Source organism: Streptomyces sp. NPDC015346, assembly GCF_043078785.1.
Classification (GTDB): domain Bacteria; phylum Actinomycetota; class Actinomycetes; order Streptomycetales; family Streptomycetaceae; genus Streptomyces.
In genome coordinates, this window is record NZ_JBIBTW010000001.1 from 1,292,470 (window position 1) to 1,313,575 (window position 21,106).

The window sequence follows — 21,106 nt, forward strand, 5'->3', positions numbered from 1 at the left end:
GGAGGAGGTACGGGTATGCGCGCGCTTCCTCGCAGGGCCGCCGCCCTCGCCTCGGTCGCCGCTCTGCTCGCCGGGGTCGCCGTCGCCGCCGAGGTCCGTGCCGCTCCGGCTCCCCCGCAGGACCCCGTGGCCCCCGTCGCCCCGGTCGCCGTGGAACCCGAGAACTTCGGCGCCTCCTGCCGGACGGATGTGGAGGGCTCCCGGGTCACCGCGTACTGCCACAACCCCTATCCCGGCACCGACCGCGTCCGTCTGCACGTCGAATGCGACCGCTGGTGGGACGTGGACACCGACAGCGCCCCCGTCGACGTGGCCCCGACCGCCTATGTCCGGCTGTACGGGCGCTGCTGGAAGGAGGTCCGCTCGGCCTGGCTGACCCACGAGCCGGCCGATGCGCCTCCGGGAGCCCCCGGGGAGCCGCCTTCCGAGGCGTCTGAGGCGTCTGAGGCGTCTGAGGTGTCCGAGGTGTCCGAGGCGTCCGAGGGCTCCGATGTCGCCGAGCCGGCTATTCCGGCCCCAGGTCCCTGAGGCACATGAACGGATACCCGGCCGCCTCCGCCGCCGCCGTCTCCGCGTCGCCCTCCCGGATCGCCTCCACCAGTCGCGTGTGGTCCATGTGATGCTCCGGCCGCAGGTCCTGGCCCAGGTCGTCGCGCAGCCACTCCCGCAGGACGTGCCCGAGGTCGGCGTACAGCTCGGTCAGCACGTCGTTGTGCGAGGCGACCACCACCGCGTGGTGGAAGGCGCCGTCCGCCGTCACGAAGCGCTCGGTGTCCCCGGAGGCCCACGCCTCCTCGCGCCCCGCGAGCAGGGTGTCCAGCTGCTTCAGGTCCCGCTCGGTGCGCCGTCGGGCCGCGAGCCGGGCCGCCGAGGACTCCAGCGTCGAGCGCAGCTCGGCGATGTGCCGCGGGTCGGACCCGGCGAACCGCCGGTGCATGACCCCCGCCAGCTCGCTGGTCGCGACGACGTACGTGCCGGATCCCTGCCGGATGTCGAGCAGGCCGTTGTGGGCGAGCGCGCGGACCGCCTCGCGCACGGTGTTGCGGGCGACGCCCAGTTGCTCGACCAGTTCCGGTTCCGTCGGGATCCGTGACCCCACCGGCCATTCGCCGGAGGTGATCTGGTTCCGCAGCTCCGTGATCACCTGATCGGAGAGCCCGGATCGCCGGGGGGAGCCGAGCGCCATGGTGCACCTTCTCTGTGGTTCCCCGAGTCGTTCGGGACGGTTCGGGACTGGTGTGAATTGGTTTCGGATTGGACAACCAATCATCCCATGATTCTATGATGTCTCTCATGCCTGACGAGCCGCAGACCCTCGAAACCGCCGCACCCGCGGCCGCCCGCGCCTCCTCACCGGCCACCACGGTGGGAGATTCTCCCGTACAGGGCCCGCCCACCGTCTGGATCGCCCGGCTCGTCGTCGTCGGGCTCGTGCTCGCCGCACTCAACCTCCGCCCCGCCATCACCAGCCTCGGCGCCCTGCTCGAAGAGGTCCGCACCGGCCTCCACATGAGCGGCAGCGTCGCCGGAGTCCTCACCTCCGTCCCCCCGCTCTGCTTCGCGATCTTCGGCATCACCGCCCCGCGCCTCGCCCGCCGCTTCGGCCCCGCCGCCGTCGTCTGCGCCGGCATGGCCGCGATCTTCGCGGGACTCGCCGTCCGCCCCTTCGCCTCCGGCACCGCCGGCTTCCTCGCCGCCAGCGCCCTCGCCCTCATGGGCATCGCCGTCAGCAACGTCCTGATGCCCGTCATCGTCAAGCGGTACTTCCCCGACCGCGTCGGCACCATGACCGGCCTCTACTCCATGGCGCTCGCCCTCGGCACCTCCCTGGCCGCCGCCGCGACCGTGCCCATGACCGAGGCGCTCGGCGGCGGTTGGCGCACCGGCCTCGGCCTCTGGGCGGTCCTCGCCGCCTTCGCCGTCCTGCCCTTCGTCCCGCTGCTGCGCGACCGGGGAGCGCACTCCGCGACGAGCGCCTCCGCCGTCCCGGCCCAGGGGAGGCCGTCGATCCGGCCGGCGCCGCCGCTGCGGATCACCCGCAGCCGCACCGCCTGGGCCCTCGGCGCCTTCTTCGGCCTCCAGGCCACCGGCGCGTACATCACCATGGGCTGGATGCCGCAGATCTTCCGGGACGCCGGCGTCCCGGCCGGCACCGCCGGCGTGCTCCTCGCCGTGACGATGGTGATGGGTGTGCCGCTCGCCTTCGTCATCCCGCGCCTCGCCACCCGGCTCAAGAACCAGGGACCGATCGCCGTCGCCCTCGCCCTGTGCGGCCTGGCCGGTTACACCGGCCTCTATCTCGCGCCCGCCGCGGGCGCCTGGGCCTGGGCGCTCCTCCTCGGCGTCTCCAACTGCGCCTTCCCGCTCGCCCTCACCATGATCGGCATGCGCTCGCGCACCGGCTCCGGCGTGGTCCGGCTCTCCGCCTTCGCGCAGAGCGTCGGCTACCTCATCTCCATTCCGGGCCCGCTCCTGGTCGGCGTCCTCTACCAGCACAGCGGCGGCTGGGGCCTACCCATCGCCCTGATGGCCGGGCTGATGCTGCCCCAGATGGCGGTCGGCGTCCTCGCCGGAAGGGACCGGACCGTCGAGGACGAATGCTGAGATGCGAGACTGGCCCCATGCCAGTGCTCGACCCGAACCCCCAGAACGGCCAGAAGAAGCTCCTCATCGTGCTCGGCGCGATGCTCGGCATCACGGTCGTCATCGCCGTCATCGCCTCGATCGCCTCACCGTGACACCTCCCCCTACCCCGCTTCCGCCGGGGTAGGGCCAACCCGCTGTCCCCTAGGGGGTGAGTGTCAGGGTGAAGTGGGTGGATCACCGGATGGGACGGACCTCGCCCGGTCCGTACGTTGGACTCATCGCGGCAACGGCCGCGGATCCAGCGACCACGGAGGCGGCCATGTCGGCCCGTACGCCCACCCGGACCCCGTCCCCCTCCCACTTCCCGTCCCCGTCCGGCGGCGTCGACACCCGTCTTCCCTGGTGGGCCCTCGCGCTCCCGGCGGCCGCCTTCGTCGCCCTCCTCCTGCTCATAGCGGGACCGGCCGGGGCCGCCGCGGGCGGCGACGACCCGTCCGTCGCCCACGTCCTGGAGCAGATCCGGCGGACACTGCCCGGCTGACCCAACACCCTGCGCCCGACCGCCCGTTTCATGCGAAGCTGGAGCGCATGAGCGTCGATACACCCCGCAGGATCGTGCTGCTCCGGCATGCCAAGGCCGACTGGCCCCAGGTCTCCGACCACGAACGACCGCTCGCCGAGCGTGGCCGCAAGGACGCCCCCGTCGCGGGCCGCAAGCTCGCCGACACCGGGATCTCCTTCGATCAGGCACTCTGCTCCACCGCCGTGAGAACCCGGGAGACCTGGAAGCTGGCCGTCCACGAGCTGCCGCACCGCCCCAGGACCGTGTACGAGGAGAGGTTGTACGAGGCCTCGCTCGGCGAGCTCATCGCCCTGCTCAACGAGACCCCCGACGACGTCCGCGACCTGCTCGTCATCGGCCACAACCCCGGCATGCACGCCCTCGCCGACGCCCTCGCCGGCGAGTCCGAGGGCGACACCCTGCCCCGGATGAACCGCAGCGGTTTCCCGACCGCCGCCTTCGCCGTGCTCACCTTCAACGGCACCTGGAAGTCCCTGGAGCACGGCGTGGGCAAGCTCGTCGAGTTCTGGGCCCCGCACGAGTGACCCGTACCCCATGACAGAAGGCCCGGTCACCCCTCGGTGACCGGGCCTCCCGCCGCGTGTACGACGCTTCCCCTCCGCGCCGACGGCGTCAGTGCGGCAGATCCTCCTCGCCGCCGTCCGCCGCCTCGACCTCCTCGCGGGTGATCCCGAGCAGGTAGAGGACGGTGTCGAGGAAGGGCACGTTCACGGCCGTGTGGGCGGCCTTGCGCACCACCGGCTTGGCGTTGAAGGCCACCCCGAGCCCGGCCGCGTTCAGCATGTCGAGGTCGTTGGCCCCGTCGCCGATGGCCACGGTCTGCGCCAGCGGCACCCCCGCCTCCGCGGCGAACCGGCGCAGCAGCCGCGCCTTGCCCGCCCTGTCCACGATCTCGCCGGTGACGCGGCCGGTCAGCTTCCCGTCCACGATCTCCAGCGTGTTCGCCGAGGCGAAGTCGAGCCCCAGCCGCTCCTTGAGATCGTCCGTGACCTGCGTGAAACCGCCCGAGACGACACCCACCTGGTATCCGAGCCGCTTGAGCGTACGGATCAGGGTGCGGGCGCCGGGCGTGAGCCGCACCTCGGCGCGCACCTTGTCCACCACCGAGGCGTCGAGCCCGGCGAGCAGCTCCACCCGCGCGTGCAGGGACTGCTCGAAGTCCAGCTCACCGCGCATCGCGGCCTCGGTCACCTCGGCGACCTTGTCCTCGCAGCCCGCGTGCGCCGCGAACAGCTCGATGACCTCGTCCTGGATCAGCGTCGAGTCCACGTCCATGACGACCAGGCGCTGCGCCCGCCGGTGCAGCCCGGCCGAGACGACGGCCACGTCGACACCGATGTGGTGCGCCTCGGTCGCGAGCGCGGTCCGCAGCGGCGCGGTCTCGCAGCCGGAGACGGCGAACTCGACGGCCGTCACCGGGTACTTCGCGAGGCGGAAGATACGGTCGATGTTGCCGCCGGTCCCCGTGATGCTGGCCGCTATGGCCGCCGTCTGCTCCGCGGTCAGCGGGTGTCCGAGCACGGTGACGTGCGAACGTCCACTGCCGCGCGGACGGTTGTCGCCCGTGCCGGAGATGATCTCGGCCTGCAGCTTCAGCGACTCGGCCCAGCTGTGCACGGTGGCCCGCAGCTCGCCCGCCGAGGCGACGGTCGGCTCGGTGACGAGCGCGCACAGGACGAGCCGGCCGCGGGACACGACCTGCTCGATGTCCACGACGTCGACCGAGTAGGCGGCGAGGGTGTCGAAGAGCCCGGCGGTGATCCCGGGACGGTCCTTCCCGAAGATCTTGACGAGAAGGGTGGGAACGTCTGAGGTCTGCGATGCGCTCATGGTGGTTCCACCGTATCGGGCACTGGGTGCCACCACCGCCCCCGTCCCGCGTACCGGACACCCGGCTGGCCGCACCGTCTCCCACCGTAACGCTCCGGAACCGTCCGCTTCCATCGGAAGGCCCGGTACGTGGCGATCTGCCCCCTCTCGTGATCGGCTCTCATGATCGGCGGAAGGTGCGGGGCGGGGCCGGAGCATGCCTCTGCCGTGTCTTCACACGGCCCGACTTTCGAACCCGGGGCCCGGCCTGAAATAGTTCCCCCCGGATGTTCGCCATCCCTGGACTCCCAGCGACGGGGGTACATCGGGGGACAAGTAGTGGGGCATGGAGTGCCAGAACTCGTACTGGAATTGAACGGAAGGACCTGGACGCTCGATCCGTCCAGGTCGTACACCCTGGGACGTGATCCCCAGGGCGACCTGGTGATCGACGACGCCAGGGTCTCGTGGCGGCACGCCACGATCAGCTGGGGCGGCCGGAGTTGGGTCATCGAGGACCACGGCTCGACCAACGGCACCTTCGTGCAGGGGCAGCGGATCCACCAGTTGGAGATCGGCCCCGGCACCGCCGTGCACCTCGGCAACGCGACCGACGGCCCTCGCCTGAATCTCGCCGCCGGCGCCCCGGCACAGCACCAGGCCGCGCAGGCGACCCCGGCACAGCACCAGGCCGCCCCCGCGCAGCAGCAGGCCGCGGCGCAGGCGGACTGGGCCGCCCACCAGGCCTCGCCGCCGCAGCAGGGCTGGCAGCAGCAGCCCCCGCAGGCCCAGCCTCCGCACGGCCGGCAGCCCCCCTTCCCGCACCAGCAGGGCGGCCCCGCCGAGCAGTTGGCGCAGAAGGTGCCGGGCCAGGGCGGCGGCATGGCGGGGGCGCCGCCGGTCTACGGCGACCGCAGCCCGACCACGTTCCACCAGCTGGCCCTCGGCCATGTGATGCGGATCGGTCGTGCGCTGGAGAACGAGCTGGTCGTCTCCGACCTCCAGGTCTCGCGCCACCACGCCGAGTTCCACGCCACACCCGACGGCCGCTTCGAGATCCGCGACCTCGGCTCCCACAACGGCACGTACGTCAACGGTCAGCCGATCGCCAAGGGCGGCTCCGCCCTCATCGGCCCCAACGACATCGTCGGCGTCGGTCACTCGACCTTCCGGATGGTCGGCGGCCAGCTCGAGGAGTTCGTCGACACCGGTGAGATCTCCTTCTCCGCCCGCCACCTCACCGTCACGGTCGACGGCGGCAAGCAGATCCTGAAGGACGTCTCCTTCGGTGTCCCCGAGAAGTCGCTGATCGGCGTCATCGGCCCCTCCGGCTCCGGCAAGTCCACCCTGCTCAAGGCGCTCACCGGCTACCGCCCGGCCAACGAGGGCGACGTCCTCTACGACAACCGGAGCCTCTACAAGCAGTTCGCCGAGCTGCGCCAGCGCATCGGCCTCGTCCCGCAGGACGACATCCTGCACAAGGAGCTGACCGTCCAGAAGGCGCTCCGCTACGCCGCCAAGCTCCGCTTCCCCGGCGACACCGCCCCGGCCGAGCGCGAGGCCCGCATCGACGAGGTGCTGCGCGAGCTCAAGCTGGACATCCACAAGGAGAAGAAGGTCACCTCCCTCTCCGGTGGCCAGCGCAAGCGCGTCTCCGTCGCCCTGGAGCTCCTCACCAAGCCGTCGCTGATCTTCCTGGACGAGCCGACCTCCGGCCTCGACCCGGGCATGGACCGCGACGTCATGCAGCTGCTGCGCGGGCTCGCCGACGACGGCCGCACGGTCCTCGTCGTCACCCACTCGGTGGCCGAGCTCGGCCTGTGCGACAAGCTGCTCGTGATGGCGCCCGGCGGCTCGGTGGCCTACTTCGGTCCGCCGGAGGAGGCGCTGAACTTCTTCGGCTACAGCACCTGGGCCGACGTCTTCTCCGCCTTCGAGAACTACCGCGACTACGACTGGGCGGGCCGCTGGAAGGGCTCGCAGCACTACCAGATGTACGCGGCGGACATCGACGCCGTCGCCGCCCAGCCCGTCCAGATGCCGCAGCAGGCCATGGCCAGGCCGCCCAAGCCGCAGGCCTGGGGCTCCCAGCTGTGGACCCTGATCCGCCGCTACTCCTCGGTCATCGCGTCCGACAAGGGCTTCATGGGCCTGATGGTGATCCTGCCGGCCGTCCTCGGCCTGGTCTCGGTCGTCATCCCCGCCGACTTCGGCCTCGCCCCGCCGAAGCCGCCGTCCCGCTTCAACGGCGACGCCGGCACGATCATGCTGATCCTCGCCGTCGGCATGTGCTTCTCGGGCGCCGCCAACTCCGTACGAGAACTGATCAAGGAACGGGTCATCTACGAACGGGAGCGGGCCACCGGCCTGTCCCGCTCGGCGTACCTGATGTCCAAGGTCATCGTCCTCGGCCTGATCACCGCCCTGCAGGGTGTGATCATCTGCGGCATCGGCTTCGCCACCCGTGAGCTGCCCGCGGAGGGCCTCGTCATGCCGCCGGCCGTCGAGCTGTGCGTCACGATCATCGCGCTCGGCTTCACCTCGATGATGTTCGGCCTGGTCATCTCCTCGCTGGTGAAGACCGCCGAGAAGACGATGCCGCTGCTCGTCATGTTCGCGATCGTCCAGGTCGTGTTCACCGGCATCCTCTTCCAGGTGTACGGATCGCCCGGCCTGGAGCAGTTCGCCTGGCTGATGCCGTCCCGCTGGGCCATCGCGGCCGCGGGCTCGACCCTCGACCTCGCGCACCTGATGCCGCCGTGGGACCACAAGGACCCGACCAACCTGGACCCGCTGTGGGACCACACGGCCGGCCAGTGGGGCTTCAACCTCACGATCCTGCTGCTCATCGGCATCGCCTGCGGCTTCGCGGTGGCGCGCCTGCTGCGCCGCCACGAGCCCGAGGTCATGCGCAAGTAGTCCGCGGCGCATCGCGGCCGGACGCGCCGAAGGGCGGCACCCCAGCACGGGTGCCGCCCTTTCGGCGTGTCTGCTCAGCGTCCTCGGTGGCTCAGTAGGCGCTGTTGACGTTGTCCATGGAGCCGTAGCGGTCGGCGGCGTAGTTGCACGCCGCGACGATGTTGGCGACCGGGTCGTACTGGTCGAACTTGGTGCCCGGCACGTGGTAGGCCTTGAAGGTCGGGTAGATGACCTGGAGCAGGCCCTTCGACGGGACGCCGTTGATCGCGTTGATGTCCCAGTTGTTGATGGCCCGCGGGTTACCGCTGGACTCCCGCATGATGTTGCGGTGGATGCCCTCGTAGGTGCCCGGGATGTTGTGCTTGTCCATGATGAACAGCGCCTCGCGGATCCAGCCGTCCAGGTTGTTCGCGAAGACCGGCTTGCGGGCGGCGGCACGGCTCGCGGCCGCCTTCTCCTCGGCGCGCTTCTTCGCGTCCGCCTTCGCCTTGGCCGCGGCCTTCGCCTTGGCGTCCGCCTTCGCCTTCGCGTCGGCCTTGGCCTTGGCGGCGGCCTTGGCCTTCGCCTCGGCGGCGGCCTTGATCTTCGCAGCCGCCTCCTCCTTGGCCTTCAGGCCGATGACCGTGTGCTGGTCGGTGAGGCTCGCGTGGAGGGCCTTGGCCTGCGCGCTGTCGGCGTTGTAGCCCCAGGCGACCTGCTGGGTGTTGGCCAGCGCCTGCGGCTCGGTCTGAGCGGCGGCGTTACCGGGCACGAGGGTGAAGGCGAGGGCGGCGGCGCCGAGGGCGGCGACACCGGCGACAGAGGCCTTGTAGGTCTTGCTCAGACGACTGTGGCCAGGAGTGTTCGCAGACATGCAGGAGTACCTCTTCGAATCGCAGGGGGTCGCTCAGGCCGGGGCGGCGCTGCGCCAGCTCGGCGGCGACGGATGCAATTCTTAGCGGCAGCAAAATCCTGTGGCAAAGGTGTGACGTACGACCCCGGGTAGTGGATCAGGGGCCCGTGCACAGCCCACCCAAACCCACCCGGGACCGCCCCATACAGCCCCTATCTGCCTTCTACGTGTCCACTAGGGTCCTTCGTAAGTGACCTGCGTCCTATGCGCGGCCTCACATCGGGCACGTAACGAACTCACCGCGAGTTGCTCAAGCAATGCACACGGTGAGGGGCTCCTCCGGGAGGATGAGGTGCACGTCGCCGAACTCGTGCCAGAGGTAGGACTCCCGTAGCGCCTCGGCATAGGCACGGCGCAGAGCGGCCCGGCCTGCGACCGCCTCCAGCATCAGCAGATGCGAGGCCTCGGGCTCGTGCAGACCGGTCAGCAGCCCGTCCACCACCCGCACTCCGCGCTCTCGGGTCACCACCAGATCCGTCCACCCGGCGGCGGCCCGCACGACCCCCCTCTCGTCGGCCGCCGACTCCAGCGCCCGTACGGCCGTCGTCCCCACCGCCACCAGACGGCCCCCGCCCGCCTTCGCGGCGTTCACCAGCCACGCCGTCGTCGCCGGGACCTCGAAGCGCTCCGGGTACGGCGGCTCGTGGGCCTCCGCCGAAGCCACCCCCGTATGAAGGGTGAGCGGAGCGAACTGCACCCCCCGGCTCACCAGCTCCGCCACCAGAGCGGCCGTGAACGGCCGGCCCGCGCTCGGCATCTCCGCCGAACCGGCGCCGTCGGGGGACGGGAGGGAGAAGACCGTCTGATACGCGGAGAGCGGCTGGTCCCGCTCCGTGTACCCGTAGCGGATGGGCCGCCCGTACCGCGCGAGCAGCGCCGGTACGGCGGTGTCGGCCCGCGCCCACCAGAGCCGCGCCGCTCCCGGGACCAGCGGCTCCTCCAGGACGAGACGCGCCCCTCCCGGCAGCCGGACCACCAGCCCCTCGGGACCGCCCGGGCGCGGCCTGGTGACACCCCGCGGGTCCACGTCCCGCAGCTCTACCGCCCAGCGGCCGTCGTCCCCGCACGTCGAGAAGTGCACGACGACCGTCTCCTCACCGCCCCGCGCGCCCAGCCGCCCGGTCACGGCGGCGGCCAGCGTCGCCGACGTGTTGACCACGAGCACATCGCCGGCCCGCAGCTGCTCCGGCAGCTCACGGAAGGCGTGGTGCGAGACCTCCGCGCCGCGCGAGACCATCAGCCGCACGTCGTCCCGTCCCCGCCCCGGCCCGCGCTGCTCGGCGGGCACCCGTGCCGACAGCTCCTCGGGCACGCCGAGACCGTCCAGCACGGGCCGGTGGGCATCGCCAGGGGTGCGGGCCGCCGACGGCCGGGTGACCGGCGCGCTCATCGGACGGCCTCCGTGACATCGGCCCGCGCGGAATCGGCCTCCACGGCATCGGGCCGCGCGGCATCGGCCTCCACGGCACCTGAGCGCGCTGCATCGGTCTCCGTGCCGTCCGCGAGGTCGGCCGCCGCATACCGGCCGCTCGGCGGCCGGCGCTCGATCAGCGCGAGGAACCCCGGCACCACCGACTCCGGAGCCGGCCGCGGATCGTCGTCGTCCGGAACGGCCGCCGTGTAGAGATCCGTCGCCATGTCGCCCGGATCCACCGCCCACACCCGCAGGCCCGGCTCCTCCACCGCGAGCACCGCCGCCAGCTGGTCGAGCGCCGCCTTCGACGCCCCGTACCCGCCCCATGTCCCGTACGCCTCCACCGCCGCGTCCGAGCTGACCGCGATCACGGCCCCGGCCCGACCCGCCCGCAGCAGCGGCAGCGCCTCCTGGACCAGCCCCAGCGCCGCCACCACGTTCGTCTCCAGCGCCGTCCGCAGCCCGTCCAGCGCCAGCGCGTCCAGCCGCACCAGCGGCTCAGCGCCCAGCGCGCTCGCGTTGCTCACCAGCAGATCGAGCCCGCCGAGCCCCCGCGCCGCCGCGACGAGCTCCCGGCGGTGCGCCGGGTCCGTCACATCCCCGGGCAGCGCCACCACCCGGGCCCCACGCGCGCGTGCCGCCCCGGCACTCTCCTCCAGCGCCTTCTCCGTCCGGGCGTCGAGCACCAGGTCCCAGCCCCGCCCGGCCAGCTCGCCGGCCAGCGCCCGCCCCAGCCCCTTGGACGCTCCCGTGATGATCGCGACAGCCATGACATCCATCCCCTCTCGAACCGATGGACTCAGCCTCCAGCCGTGCCCCCGCCCGCCGCCTCGTCCGCGGGCCCGGACCCCACAAGGCACTTCGACCTAGTCCTCAGGTCCCGGGCCACAGCCGTCCCCAGGCCGATACGGACTGTCACAACCCACCGGTACGGTGAATTCATGAGTCATCGACCGCGCTCCGGCCTCGCCGCCGTGAGCACCGCGCTGCTGGCGATGAGCCGCCACCTGGAGGTGCGCGACGTCCTCAAGACGATCGTCGCCTCCGCCCGTGAGCTGCTCGACGCCGAGTACGCGGCACTGGGCGTGCCGGACGACCACGGCGGCTTCGCCCAGTTCGTGGTCGACGGTGTCAGCGACGAGCAGTGGCGGGCCATCGGGCCGCTGCCCCGCCAGCACGGCATCCTGGCGGCGATGCTCCGCAAGGCCGAGCCCGAGCGGCTCGCCGACGTCCGCAAGGACCCCCGCTTCGAGGGCTGGCCCGCCGCCCACCCCGAGATGTCCGACTTCCTCGGCCTGCCCATCCAGGACGGCGAGGAGACCATCGGCGCCCTCTTCCTGGCGAACAAACGCTGCCCCAGGCCCGGCGGAGGCTGCGGCTTCACCGAGGAGGACGAGGAACTGCTCTCGATCCTCGCCCAGCACGCCGCCATCGCCCTGACCAACGCCCGGCTGTACGAACGCAGCCGCGAGCTCACCATCGCCGAGGAGCGCTCCCGCCTCGCCCACGAGCTGCACGACGCCGTCAGCCAGAAGCTCTTCTCCCTCCGCCTCACCGCCCAGGCCGCGGCCGCCCTCGTCGACCGCGACCCGGCCCGGGCCAAGGGCGAGCTCCAGCAGATCGCCGCCCTCGCCGCCGAGGCGGCCGACGAGCTGCGCGCCGCCGTGGTCGAGCTGCGCCCCGCCGCCCTCGACGAGGACGGGCTCGTGCACACGCTCCGCACCCAGATCCAGGTCCTCGACCGCGCCCACAGCGCCCGGGTGACCTTCGAGAGCAGCGGGGTGCGCGCCCTGCCCGCCGCCCAGGAGGAGGCCATGCTCCGGGTCGCCCAGGAGGCCCTGCACAACGCCCTGCGGCACGCGGAGCCCAAGCTGGTCGCCGTCTCCCTGGTCCGGCGCGGCCAGGGCGCCCTGCTCACCGTCACCGACGACGGCTCGGGCTTCGACCCGCGTACGGTCCGCAGGGCGGGCCGGCACCTGGGCCTGGTCTCCATGCGGGACCGGGCCGGCGGGGTCGGCGGCACACTCACCGTGACATCGGCACCGGGCCGAGGCACCACGATCGAGATGGAGGTCCCCGGTGGCTGACAGAGTCATCCGCGTCCTGCTGGTCGACGACCACCAGGTCGTGCGGCGCGGCCTGCGGACCTTCCTGGAGATCCAGGACGACATAGAGGTCGTGGGCGAGGCGGCCGACGGCGCCGAGGGCATCGCGCGCGCCGAGGAGCTGCGGCCCGACGTCGTCCTGATGGACGTCAAGATGCCCGGCATGGACGGCATCGAGGCGCTGCGGAAGCTGCGCGAGCTGGCCAACCCGGCGAAGGTGCTGATCGTCACCAGCTTCACCGAGCAGCGCACGGTCGTCCCCGCCCTGCGCGCGGGCGCCTCCGGTTACGTCTACAAGGACGTGGACCCGGACGCCCTGGCCGGCGCCATCCGCTCCGTCCACGCCGGGCACGTACTGCTCCAGCCGGAGGTCGCCGGGGCGCTCCTCTCGCAGGACGACAACCCCGGCGGCACGGGCCGGGGCACGACGCTCACCGAACGGGAGCGTGAGGTGCTCGGCCTGATCGCGGACGGACGGTCCAACCGGGAGATCGCCAGAGCGCTGGTCCTGTCGGAGAAGACGGTCAAGACACACGTCTCGAACATCCTGATGAAGCTCGACCTGGCGGACCGGACGCAGGCGGCGCTCTGGGCGGTCCGGCACGGCCTGACCTCCTGAAACACCCCGGGGGCGGAAGAAGGACGGAGGAGGCACTTCCGTTCTCATCTTCATACCGTCGGGTGTATGTCCCCCATTCGGCGCAACCTTGCGGGACGGGCGGCGTTCTTCATGGCGTGCCGCGGCGGTACCGCCGCGGCGAAGACCAGGAGGATCCTGAAGTGAACAACCTGAAGAAGGCCGCTGCCCTCACCATGGTCGCCGGTGGCATCGTCGCCGCCGGTGCCGGTGTCGCCTCCGCCCATGGCGCGGACGCCCACGGGCAGGCCCTCAACTCGCCGGGTGTCGTCTCCGGCAACGTGGTGCAGGTCCCGGTGCACGCCCCGGTGAACGTCTCCGGCAACACGATCAACGTGATCGGCCTGCTCAACCCGGCCTTCGGCAACAGCGCCGTCAACGGCTGACCCCTCGCCTGACCAGCCCGGCCCCCGGACGTCCCCCGAGGGCCGGGCTCTGCCGTATCCCTCCCCGGAAACCGCGGCGCTCAGCGCTCCCGCTCGCTCCCTATCGGGGGGCGCCTCGCGGGCTTAGCCCGCTGCCGCGCGCCCCGCCCGCCGGTCCTGGCGGCCGGGCGCCCGGCGGGCCCGGGCTCAGCGTTCCCGTTCCCTCTCCTCCACGTACGCGTTGTAGGCCGCGACCTGTGCCCGTCGAGCCACCCGCTCCACCGGCCTCAACGCCTCCCCCCGGGCGGCCATCTCAGCGGCGCTGACCGCGCCGCCGTGGCCGTGGTCGTACGCCAGGTCGATCAGCAGGCCCACCCGCTGGGCCAGCTCCAGCACCCGTACCGCCCGCGGCGGATAGCCGGGGGCCAGGACCTCGCGGCCCGCCTCCGCCCGAGCCCGGTACGCGTCGCGTGCCGCGTCCGCCACCGGACCGGAGGCCGCCACGTCCAGCTTCGTCAGGACGGCCGTCGCCTCACGCAGCGCCTCCGCCAGCTCCCGCTCCGCCTCCCCGAGCGACGGCACGTCGGCCGGCGGCGCCTCCCGCACGGTCAGGCAGTGCCAGACCACCTCCACGTGCACATCACCCGCCGGACCGGCCTCGCTCACCTCCGGCACCAGACCGTACGGAGCGCCGAAACCGACCACCGCCTCCTCGGCCTCCAGCGCCCGCGCGTTGAAGTCGGGCGGCCCGCTCAGCCCCAGCGGATGCCCCGGAGCCGGCAGCGCCACCCGCCAACCGGTCACCCCGAGCCGCCGCAGCCGGCCGAGCGCGAGGGTCAGGCCGACCGGCCCGGCCTCGCCAGGCAGCCCCTCCACGCGGTGCACCGCGTCGTCCCCGACGATGGCCAGCGCCGCGTCGTCCGGCGACACCGATCCGGCCAACAGGGCATTGCCCCAAGCGGCCAGGCGTCCTGAGCGTGGTTCCGAAAGCATGCCCCCAGCCTAGGTCGTGTCCGGAAAGTCTCTCCCCCAGAGCTTCGCCTGGGGGTACCCCCAGCGCGCGACGCCCTGCACGCACTCCCCCGTAGCCCTTCGGGCACGGGAGGTGCCCCCACGCCGCGTTGTCGTCGGTCGCCATGGCTCCGCCATTGTCTCCCTCCTCCGCCTTGCGATCGCACGCACCGGACGCCGCGCACCCCGCCCTCCGGGCGGACGCCGATACTTTCCGGACACTCCCTAGTAAGGGGCGGCCTCGGGACCGACCAAGGACGGACCTAAGGACCGGCCCGCTCGGACAGTGGCGTAGGTTTTCCCTGGACGCCGCGCCCACCGGCGCAAGGCGACGACACGACTCGACCGCAAGGGGAGACAACGCGCTCATGAGCGATGTACTGGAGCTGGTGGACGTATCCGTGGTCCGCGACGGACGGGCTCTGGTGGACGATGTCTCGTGGTCGGTCAAGGAGGGCGAGCGCTGGGTCATCCTCGGCCCCAACGGCGCCGGCAAGACCACCCTCCTCAACATCGCCTCCAGCTACCTCTTCCCGAGCACCGGCACCGCCACCGTCCTCGGCGAGCAGCTCGGCGGCGTCGGCACCGACGTATTCGACCTCCGCCCCCGCATCGGCATGGCGGGCATCGCCATGGCCGACAAGCTCCCCAAGCGCCAGACCGTCCTGCAGACAGTCCTCACCGCCGCGTACGGCATGACCGCCACCTGGCACGAGAACTACGACGCCGTCGACGAGGAGCGCGCCCGCGCCTTCCTCGACCGGCTCGGCATGACCGAGTACCTGGACCGCAAGTTCGGCACCCTCTCCGAGGGCGAGCGCAAGCGCACCCTGATCGCCCGCGCGATGATGACCGACCCCGAACTGCTCCTCCTCGACGAGCCGGCCGCCGGACTCGACCTCGGCGGCCGCGAGGACCTCGTCCGCCGTCTCGGCCGCCTCGCCCGCGACCCGTACGCCCCCTCCATGATCATGGTCACCCACCATGTCGAGGAGATCGCCCCCGGCTTCACCCACGTCCTGATGATCCGCCAGGGCAAGGTGCTCGCCGCCGGCCCGATGGAGACCGAGCTCACCTCCCGCAACCTCTCGCTCTGCTTCGGCCTGCCGCTCGTCGTCGAGCACCTCGGCGACCGCTACACCGCCCAGGGCCTCCCGCTCAAGTAACCCCGAAGCGACCGGAATTCACGGCGTCGTGTCCCCGCACAGCACCGCGCCCTGTCCCCGGAGTTCCCACCGCCCTACCATGACCATGTGGACATCGACGCATGGGTCTGGTGGCTGATCGGCGCGGTGGGACTGGGCATTCCGCTGGTCCTGACCGCGATGCCCGAATTCGGCATGTTCTCCGTCGGCGCGACAGCCGGAGCCGCGACCGCCGGTCTCGGGTTCGGCATCGTCGCCCAGGTGGTCGTCTTCGCCGTCGTCTCCGTGGCGCTCCTCGCCGTGGTCCGGCCCATCGCGGCCCGCCATCGCAACGGACCGCCCCAACACGCCAGCGGCATCGATGCGCTGAAAGGCCGTCAGGCCGTCGTCCTGGAACGGGTCGACGGCAGCGGCGGCCGCATCAAGCTCGCCGGTGAGATCTGGTCCGCCCGCGCGCTCGACTCCGGCCAGAGCTTCGAACCGGGCGAACAGGTCGACGTCGTCGACATCGACGGGGCGACCGCCGTGGTCATGTGACCGAACCCCGCACATGACGCTCCGCCGTCTGGGAAACTCGATCATCAGCCACAACCCGGCAGTCAACCGGCAGCGAAGGGCACGGGGAACACGATGTCAGCAGTCATCATCGTCCTGATCATTCTGGTGGTGCTTGTCTTCATCGCCCTGATCAAGACGATCCAGGTCATCCCGCAGGCGAGCGCCGCGATCGTGGAGCGCTTCGGCCGCTACACCCGCACGCTCAACGCGGGCCTGAACATCGTCGTCCCCTTCATCGACTCGATCCGCAACCGAATCGACCTCCGTGAGCAGGTCGTCCCCTTCCCGCCGCAGCCGGTGATCACCCAGGACAACCTCGTCGTCAACATCGACACCGTCATCTACTACCAGGTGACCGACGCCCGGGCCGCGACCTACGAGGTCGCCAGCTACATCCAGGCGATCGAGCAGCTCACCGTCACCACCCTGCGCAACATCATCGGCGGCATGGACCTGGAGCGGACCCTGACCTCCCGCGAGGAGATCAACGCGGCCCTGCGCGGAGTCCTCGACGAGGCCACCGGCAAGTGGGGCATCCGCGTCAACCGCGTCGAGCTCAAGGCGATCGAGCCGCCGACCTCCATCCAGGACTCGATGGAGAAGCAGATGCGCGCCGACCGTGACAAGCGCGCCGCGATCCTCACCGCCGAGGGCATCCGCCAGTCCCAGATCCTCACCGCCGAGGGCGAGAAGCAGTCCGCCATCCTCCGCGCCGAAGGTGAGGCGAAGGCCGCCGCCCTGCGCGCCGAGGGCGAGGCCCAGGCCGTACGGACGGTCTTCGAGGCCATCCACGCCGGCGACCCGGACCAGAAGCTGCTCTCGTACCAGTACCTCCAGATGCTGCCGAAGATCGCCGAGGGCGACGCCAACAAGCTCTGGATCGTGCCCAGCGAGATCGGTGACGCCCTCAAGGGCCTCTCCGGCGCCTTCGGCAACCTCGGCAGCGGCGCCCCCGGCTTCAACACCGGCGGCAGTGCGGGGAACGGCACCGGAACCGAGCGCCGCGAACAGCCCCCGGTCGACTGACACATACACGCAGTCGTGCATGATCGGTGAGAGCCCCTCGACCCTGACGGCCTCAGGGCGGGGAGGCGACTCACTGACCATGTAAGGAGATGGCGTTGTCCATCTGGGAAATCCTGGCGGTCTTCGCCGCCGGTGTGGGAGCCGGCACCATCAACACCATCGTCGGATCGGGAACGCTGATCACGTTCCCCGTCCTCCTCCTCACCGGACTGCCACCGGTCACGGCCACCGTCTCCAACGCCCTCGGCCTGATCCCCGGATCCATCAGCGGAGCCATCGGCTACCGCGAGGAGCTCAAGGGCCAGCGCCGCCGGATCCTGCGCCTCGGCACCGTCGCCGCGATCGGCGGACTCGGCGGAGCGGTACTCCTGCTGACGCTCCCCGCCCGGGCGTTCGAGACGATCGTCCCCGCCCTGGTCGCCCTCGCCCTGGTCCTCGTCATCCTCCAGCCCCGCCTCTCCAAGGCGGTCCAGGCCCGCCGCGACCGCGACGGCACCCACGGAGACCCCGACGGCGGACCGCTCCTCCTGACCGGACTGCTCCTCGCCAGCGTCTACGGCGGCTACTTCACCGCGGCCCAGGGGATCATCTACCTCTCCCTCATGGGCATGCTTCTCGCGGACACCCTCCAGCGCCTCAACGCCGTCAAGAACGTCCTCGCCGCGATCGTCAACAGCATCGCCGCGCTCTTCTTCCTCTTCGTCGCCGACTTCGACTGGACCGCCGTCCTGCTCATCGCCGTCGGCTCGGCCATCGGCGGCCAGATCGGCGCCAAGGTCGGCCGCCGCCTCCCGCCCGCCGTCCTGCGCGGCGTCATCGTCGCCGTCGGCACCGCCGCCATCGTGCAGCTGCTGCTCCGCTGAACGACCACGGGCCCGCCCCCGAAAGGAGCGGGCCCGTCCTACGGTCCCGTCCTACGCCGCCGAGTTCAGCCACTCCGGCAGCTCGGAGCGCTCACCCGCCCGCATCGCCAGCAGCATCGCGTCCGCCGGCGTCGGCACGAACGGCTGGTGCAGCAGAGGCATCCCCGCCTGCTCCGGAGTCCGGTCCGCTTTGCGGTGATTGTCCTCCGCGCAGGACGCCACCGTGTTCAGCCAGCTGTCCACCCCACCCTGCGCCCGCGGCACCACATGGTCCACCGTCGTCGCGCGTCTCCCGCAGTACGCGCACCGGTGCTGGTCCCGGACCAGCACCCCGCGCCTCGACCACGGGGCCTGTCTTCGAAACGGCACCCGGACATAACGACAGAGTCTGATCACCCGGGGCACGGGAATGTCGACAGCGGCGGCACGCATACGGAGATCGGGATGCTCCTGCTCCACGACGGCCTTGTCCTGCAGGACAAGCACCACCGCACGGTTGAGTGTCACCGTCGAAAGCGGCTCGAAGCTCGCGTTCAGTACCAGCGTGTCCCGCACTGTGCCCACCTCCCGTGTGCCGGCCCAGCCCCGTGGCGGGGCTCCGGGCTTGGATCAACTCTGGCCGGGCGCGCCGGGTTGGACAACGCAATAAAAAATGCCCGCTTCTGATCTCTCCAAGACCAGAAGCGGGCAAACAACAAACGAACGCTCAGCTGCGCTCGGGAGCCGTGTACTCGCCGATCAGCTGCGCGCGCCCCAGCGTGTGGAACCGCAGGTTGAAGCCCACCGCCGCCGGCGACGCGTCCGCGTCCGGCCCGAGCTTCTCCTGGTCCACCGCGTACACGGTGAACACATACCGGTGGGTCTCGCCCTCCGGGGGAGCGGCACCGCCGAAGTCCTTGGACCCGTAGTCGTTACGGGCGTGCACGGCACCGGCCGGCAGCCCCTCGAACGACCCCGACCCGGCGCCGGCGGGCAGCTCGGTCACCGACGCCGGGATGTCGAACACCACCCAGTGCCAGAATCCGCTGCCCGTCGGCGCGTCCGGATCGAAACAGGTGACGGCGAAGCTCTTGGTCTCCTCCGGGAACCCTTCCCACCTCAGGTGCGGAGAGACGTTCCCCTCCGCGTACACCTGAGCACTCTTCAGCTCCCCGCCCGGCACGATGTCGTCGCTCACCACGGTGAACGCCGGCACCTGCGGATGGAAGTCGTGAGGGAGCGGCGCCCTCTTCCCCTCGGCCACGTCTGAACCTCCGTATCGCCTGACCTGGCTCACAGCCCTAACGTCTACCCGGCCGAGCCTAGAGCCAGTTGCGCTTCCCACCGACGTCGGCGAGCCACTGGTTGAGGTACGCGGCCCAGTCGGTCGTGTGGAAGTCGTTCAGACCCACCTTGAAGGCGCGGAAGGAGTCGCTGCTCTCGCTGAACAGACCCGGCTTCTTGTCCATCTCCAGGACGACGTCCATCTCGCGGTCGTCCGCGACGAAGCTGACCTCGACCTGGTTCAGCCCCCGGTACTGCTGCGGCGGGAAGAACTCGATCTCCTGGTAGAACGGCAGCTTCTGCCGCGTCCCGCGGATGTGCCCGCGCTCCATGTCCGCGTTCTTGAAGCGGAAGCCCAGCTGGAGGAACGCGTCGAGGATCGCCTGCTGCGCCGGCAGCGGGTGCACGTTGATCGGGTCCAGGTCACCGGAGTCCACCGCACGGGCGATCTCCAGCTCGGTGGTCACCCCGATGTTCATCCCGCGCAGCTGCTGCCCGGCGATGGCCGTGACCGGCGTCTCCCAGGGAATCTCAAGCCCGAACGGTACGACGTGCACCGCGCCGGCCTTCACCTCGAAGGCGCCGCCGAGCCGTACCTTGACGAACTCGATGTCCTGCTTGACCTCCTGGTCACCGCCCTCGACCTCGACCCGCGCCTGCAGTCCGACGGAAAGCCCCTCGATCTGCTGGTCGACCGAACCGCCCTGAATCCGCACCTCGCCCTGGACGACACCGCCCGGCACGACGTTCTCCTCGGTGAGCACCGTCTCCACGGACGCACCGCCGGCACCCAGGCTGGCGAGCAGCTTCTTGAACCCCATGTCCACTCCTTCTTGTCTTGACCCCTACATACGCGCGACGACCGTAGCCGGTTCCCCGCCGCTTCCCGTGGCGGCCCAGTACGCTCGGACGCCATGAGCGAGAGCCCCGACCGTACGCCGCTCACGCGGGCCTTCTTCGACCGCCCCGTTCTCGAGGTGGCCCCCGACCTGCTCGGCCGCACCCTCGTCCGCAACTCGAGGGCCGGCCGCATCGAACTCCGCCTGACCGAGGTGGAGGCGTACGCCGGCGCGATCGACCCCGGCTCCCACGCCTTCCGCGGCCGCACCGCCCGCAACGCGGTCATGTTCGGCCCGCCCGGACACGCGTACGTCTACTTCACCTACGGCATGTGGCACTGCCTCAACCTCGTGTGCGGCCCCGAGGGCCACGCGAGCGGAGTCCTGCTGCGCGCCGGCGAGATCCTGGTGGGCGCGGACCAGGCCCGGGCACGTCGACTCTCGGCCCGGTACGACAAGGAACTGGCCAAAGGCCCCGCCCGCCTGGCGACCGCCCTGGACGTGGCGCTCTCCCTCAACGGCACCGACACCTGCGACGGCCCCGACTCCCCGCTGTCGGTCCTGACCGGCACCCCACCCCTGCCCGACCAGGTACGCAGCGGCCCGCGCACCGGAGTGGGAGGGGACGGCGCCCCGCACCCCTGGCGCTTCTGGATCGACGACGACCCGACGGTGAGCCCGTACCGCGCCCATGTGCCCCGCAAGAGGACCTCTTGACGCGACTTGACCCGGGTGCTGGGGACGCCTAATGTAGTCCGAGCCGCTTGAGACGGGCAGTGCTTGTTCGAGCACCCCCGGAGCGGCCACCAAAACTACCCACAACGAACCCCCACAGGGTGCGGCTTTCGGCATGCCGAAAGTTGATCCGAATGGCTCGATTATGAGCCGCCGGGGAATTCGGCTAAAGTAGTGAACACGCCGAAAGGCAAGGCCCCAATCGGCCGCCGGAAACAAAATCCGAACCGGAAACGGAACGGAAAACGGATCTGGTAAGGTTGGAAACACGAAAGACCGAAGGGAAAAGCCCGGAGGAAAGCCCGAGAGGGTGAGTACGAAGGAAGCGTCCGTTCCTTGAGAACTCAACAGCGTGC

At 71.1% G+C, this 21,106-nt stretch carries 23 protein-coding genes; 14 read left to right on the forward strand and 9 right to left on the reverse strand.

The annotated features are described in order from the left end of the window. Positions 1–15 precede the first annotated feature (15 nt). Positions 16–528 carry a hypothetical protein gene (locus tag ACF06X_RS05885; protein ID WP_392285898.1) on the forward strand — a complete coding sequence of 171 codons (513 nt, stop codon included), beginning with the start codon at positions 16–18 and terminating at the stop codon, positions 526–528. Here ACF06X_RS05885 and ACF06X_RS05890 read toward each other — a convergent pair. Beyond that, positions 506–1,186 carry a FadR/GntR family transcriptional regulator gene (locus ACF06X_RS05890; RefSeq protein ID WP_392285899.1) on the reverse strand — a complete coding sequence of 227 codons (681 nt, stop codon included), beginning with the start codon at positions 1,184–1,186 and terminating at the stop codon, positions 506–508. The two genes, ACF06X_RS05885 and ACF06X_RS05890, sit on opposite strands and share 23 nt — an antisense overlap. A 107-nt stretch (positions 1,187–1,293) precedes the next feature. Between ACF06X_RS05890 and ACF06X_RS05895 the strand changes: the two genes are divergently transcribed. The 4 genes from ACF06X_RS05895 (at position 1,294) to ACF06X_RS05910 (ending at position 3,693) form a co-directional block, all read left to right on the forward strand. After that, positions 1,294–2,604, forward strand: a complete 1,311-nt coding sequence (locus ACF06X_RS05895) for a CynX/NimT family MFS transporter (RefSeq protein ID WP_392285900.1) — start codon at positions 1,294–1,296, stop codon at positions 2,602–2,604. Between the two features lie 17 nt (positions 2,605–2,621). After that, positions 2,622–2,738: an SGM_5486 family transporter-associated protein gene (locus ACF06X_RS05900; protein ID WP_268247900.1), complete on the forward strand. Its 117-nt coding sequence runs from the start codon at positions 2,622–2,624 to the stop codon at positions 2,736–2,738. Between the two features lie 167 nt (positions 2,739–2,905). Continuing rightward, positions 2,906–3,127, forward strand: coding sequence for a hypothetical protein (locus tag ACF06X_RS05905; RefSeq protein WP_392285901.1), 222 nt, complete (start codon positions 2,906–2,908; stop codon positions 3,125–3,127). Between the two features lie 47 nt (positions 3,128–3,174). Then, positions 3,175–3,693 (forward strand): SixA phosphatase family protein, encoded by a 519-nt coding sequence (locus tag ACF06X_RS05910; RefSeq protein WP_392285902.1) that lies wholly within the window; start codon positions 3,175–3,177, stop codon positions 3,691–3,693. Positions 3,694–3,781: 88 nt separating this feature from the next. Here the strand turns inward: ACF06X_RS05910 and serB are convergent, their stop codons facing one another. Next, the gene (gene serB, locus ACF06X_RS05915; RefSeq protein ID WP_392285903.1) at positions 3,782–4,999 is read right to left on the reverse strand and encodes a phosphoserine phosphatase SerB; all 1,218 of its coding nucleotides are present in this window, start codon (positions 4,997–4,999) and stop codon (positions 3,782–3,784) included. Positions 5,000–5,317: 318 nt separating this feature from the next. Here serB and ACF06X_RS05920 point away from each other — a divergent pair, with 318 nt between their 5' ends. Further along, positions 5,318–7,897 carry an FHA domain-containing protein gene (locus ACF06X_RS05920; RefSeq protein ID WP_392285904.1) on the forward strand — a complete coding sequence of 860 codons (2,580 nt, stop codon included), beginning with the start codon at positions 5,318–5,320 and terminating at the stop codon, positions 7,895–7,897. A 91-nt stretch (positions 7,898–7,988) separates the two neighbouring features. On the opposite strand, the gene ACF06X_RS05925 is transcribed toward ACF06X_RS05920, so the two are convergent. From ACF06X_RS05925 to ACF06X_RS05935, 3 genes are all read right to left on the reverse strand, one after another. Further along, positions 7,989–8,750, reverse strand: a complete 762-nt coding sequence (locus tag ACF06X_RS05925) for a transglycosylase SLT domain-containing protein (RefSeq protein WP_392285905.1) — start codon at positions 8,748–8,750, stop codon at positions 7,989–7,991. Between the two features lie 289 nt (positions 8,751–9,039). Continuing rightward, positions 9,040–10,179 (reverse strand): S-adenosylmethionine:tRNA ribosyltransferase-isomerase, encoded by a 1,140-nt coding sequence (locus tag ACF06X_RS05930; protein WP_392285906.1) that lies wholly within the window; start codon positions 10,177–10,179, stop codon positions 9,040–9,042. Continuing rightward, a complete protein-coding gene (locus ACF06X_RS05935; RefSeq protein WP_392285907.1) occupies positions 10,176–10,973 on the reverse strand; it encodes an SDR family NAD(P)-dependent oxidoreductase in 798 nt (265 codons plus the stop codon). The genes ACF06X_RS05930 and ACF06X_RS05935 overlap by 4 nt, the downstream gene beginning before the upstream one ends. A gap of 171 nt (positions 10,974–11,144) precedes the next feature. On the opposite strand from ACF06X_RS05935, the gene ACF06X_RS05940 reads away from it, so the two are divergent. From ACF06X_RS05940 to ACF06X_RS05950, 3 genes are all read left to right on the forward strand, one after another. Then, complete coding sequence (locus tag ACF06X_RS05940) at positions 11,145–12,290, forward strand: GAF domain-containing protein (protein WP_392285908.1); 1,146 nt, start codon at positions 11,145–11,147, stop codon at positions 12,288–12,290. Beyond that, positions 12,283–12,927 (forward strand): response regulator, encoded by a 645-nt coding sequence (locus tag ACF06X_RS05945; RefSeq protein WP_392285909.1) that lies wholly within the window; start codon positions 12,283–12,285, stop codon positions 12,925–12,927. Before ACF06X_RS05940 ends, ACF06X_RS05945 begins: the two co-directional genes overlap by 8 nt. 161 nt (positions 12,928–13,088) lie before the next feature. Next, positions 13,089–13,331, forward strand: a complete 243-nt coding sequence (locus ACF06X_RS05950; RefSeq protein ID WP_392285910.1) for a chaplin — start codon at positions 13,089–13,091, stop codon at positions 13,329–13,331. Between the two features lie 186 nt (positions 13,332–13,517). On the opposite strand, the gene ACF06X_RS05955 is transcribed toward ACF06X_RS05950, so the two are convergent. After that, on the reverse strand, positions 13,518–14,303 hold the full coding sequence (locus ACF06X_RS05955) for a hypothetical protein (protein WP_392285911.1): 786 nt from the start codon (positions 14,301–14,303) through the stop codon (positions 13,518–13,520). 386 nt (positions 14,304–14,689) lie between these two features. Between ACF06X_RS05955 and ACF06X_RS05960 the strand changes: the two genes are divergently transcribed. The 4 genes from ACF06X_RS05960 to ACF06X_RS05975 all read left to right on the forward strand — a co-directional run bounded on the left by ACF06X_RS05960 (position 14,690) and on the right by ACF06X_RS05975 (position 17,913). After that, positions 14,690–15,487: an ABC transporter ATP-binding protein gene (locus tag ACF06X_RS05960; RefSeq protein ID WP_392285912.1), complete on the forward strand. Its 798-nt coding sequence runs from the start codon at positions 14,690–14,692 to the stop codon at positions 15,485–15,487. Positions 15,488–15,574: 87 nt separating this feature from the next. After that, on the forward strand, positions 15,575–16,003 hold the full coding sequence (locus tag ACF06X_RS05965; RefSeq protein ID WP_392285913.1) for an NfeD family protein: 429 nt from the start codon (positions 15,575–15,577) through the stop codon (positions 16,001–16,003). A 93-nt stretch (positions 16,004–16,096) separates the two neighbouring features. Next, positions 16,097–17,050 carry an SPFH domain-containing protein gene (locus tag ACF06X_RS05970; RefSeq protein ID WP_392285914.1) on the forward strand — a complete coding sequence of 318 codons (954 nt, stop codon included), beginning with the start codon at positions 16,097–16,099 and terminating at the stop codon, positions 17,048–17,050. Positions 17,051–17,139: 89 nt separating this feature from the next. Then, on the forward strand, positions 17,140–17,913 hold the full coding sequence (locus ACF06X_RS05975; protein ID WP_392285915.1) for a sulfite exporter TauE/SafE family protein: 774 nt from the start codon (positions 17,140–17,142) through the stop codon (positions 17,911–17,913). A 51-nt stretch (positions 17,914–17,964) separates the two neighbouring features. Here ACF06X_RS05975 and ACF06X_RS05980 read toward each other — a convergent pair whose 3' ends face one another. The 3 genes from ACF06X_RS05980 to ACF06X_RS05990 all read right to left on the reverse strand — a co-directional run bounded on the left by ACF06X_RS05980 (position 17,965) and on the right by ACF06X_RS05990 (position 19,997). Continuing rightward, entirely contained in the window at positions 17,965–18,468 is a 504-nt protein-coding gene (locus ACF06X_RS05980) for an HNH endonuclease (protein WP_392285916.1), read from the reverse strand. A 151-nt stretch (positions 18,469–18,619) separates the two neighbouring features. Beyond that, positions 18,620–19,156, reverse strand: a complete 537-nt coding sequence (locus tag ACF06X_RS05985) for a YbhB/YbcL family Raf kinase inhibitor-like protein (protein ID WP_392285917.1) — start codon at positions 19,154–19,156, stop codon at positions 18,620–18,622. Positions 19,157–19,214: 58 nt separating this feature from the next. Then, a complete protein-coding gene (locus ACF06X_RS05990) occupies positions 19,215–19,997 on the reverse strand; it encodes a sporulation protein (protein WP_392285918.1) in 783 nt (260 codons plus the stop codon). Between the two features lie 93 nt (positions 19,998–20,090). Here ACF06X_RS05990 and ACF06X_RS05995 point away from each other — a divergent pair, with 93 nt between their 5' ends. Then, positions 20,091–20,732 (forward strand): DNA-3-methyladenine glycosylase, encoded by a 642-nt coding sequence (locus ACF06X_RS05995; RefSeq protein ID WP_392285919.1) that lies wholly within the window; start codon positions 20,091–20,093, stop codon positions 20,730–20,732. Positions 20,733–21,106: the final 374 nt, after the last annotated feature.

Coding starts and splice junctions, on each gene's coding strand:
- ACF06X_RS05885 (WP_392285898.1), top strand. CDS start 16: ATGCGCGCGCTTCCTCGCAGGGCCGCCGCCCTCGCCTCGGTCGCCGCT.
- ACF06X_RS05890 (WP_392285899.1), bottom strand. CDS start 1,186: ATGGCGCTCGGCTCCCCCCGGCGATCCGGGCTCTCCGATCAGGTGATC.
- ACF06X_RS05895 (WP_392285900.1), top strand. CDS start 1,294: ATGCCTGACGAGCCGCAGACCCTCGAAACCGCCGCACCCGCGGCCGCC.
- ACF06X_RS05900 (WP_268247900.1), top strand. CDS start 2,622: ATGCCAGTGCTCGACCCGAACCCCCAGAACGGCCAGAAGAAGCTCCTC.
- ACF06X_RS05905 (WP_392285901.1), top strand. CDS start 2,906: ATGTCGGCCCGTACGCCCACCCGGACCCCGTCCCCCTCCCACTTCCCG.
- ACF06X_RS05910 (WP_392285902.1), top strand. CDS start 3,175: ATGAGCGTCGATACACCCCGCAGGATCGTGCTGCTCCGGCATGCCAAG.
- serB (WP_392285903.1), bottom strand. CDS start 4,999: ATGAGCGCATCGCAGACCTCAGACGTTCCCACCCTTCTCGTCAAGATC.
- ACF06X_RS05925 (WP_392285905.1), bottom strand. CDS start 8,750: ATGTCTGCGAACACTCCTGGCCACAGTCGTCTGAGCAAGACCTACAAG.
- ACF06X_RS05930 (WP_392285906.1), bottom strand. CDS start 10,179: ATGAGCGCGCCGGTCACCCGGCCGTCGGCGGCCCGCACCCCTGGCGAT.
- ACF06X_RS05935 (WP_392285907.1), bottom strand. CDS start 10,973: ATGGCTGTCGCGATCATCACGGGAGCGTCCAAGGGGCTGGGGCGGGCG.
- ACF06X_RS05940 (WP_392285908.1), top strand. CDS start 11,145: ATGAGTCATCGACCGCGCTCCGGCCTCGCCGCCGTGAGCACCGCGCTG.
- ACF06X_RS05955 (WP_392285911.1), bottom strand. CDS start 14,303: ATGCTTTCGGAACCACGCTCAGGACGCCTGGCCGCTTGGGGCAATGCC.
- ACF06X_RS05960 (WP_392285912.1), top strand. CDS start 14,690: ATGAGCGATGTACTGGAGCTGGTGGACGTATCCGTGGTCCGCGACGGA.
- ACF06X_RS05970 (WP_392285914.1), top strand. CDS start 16,097: ATGTCAGCAGTCATCATCGTCCTGATCATTCTGGTGGTGCTTGTCTTC.
- ACF06X_RS05975 (WP_392285915.1), top strand. CDS start 17,140: ATGGCGTTGTCCATCTGGGAAATCCTGGCGGTCTTCGCCGCCGGTGTG.
- ACF06X_RS05990 (WP_392285918.1), bottom strand. CDS start 19,997: ATGGGGTTCAAGAAGCTGCTCGCCAGCCTGGGTGCCGGCGGTGCGTCC.
- ACF06X_RS05995 (WP_392285919.1), top strand. CDS start 20,091: ATGAGCGAGAGCCCCGACCGTACGCCGCTCACGCGGGCCTTCTTCGAC.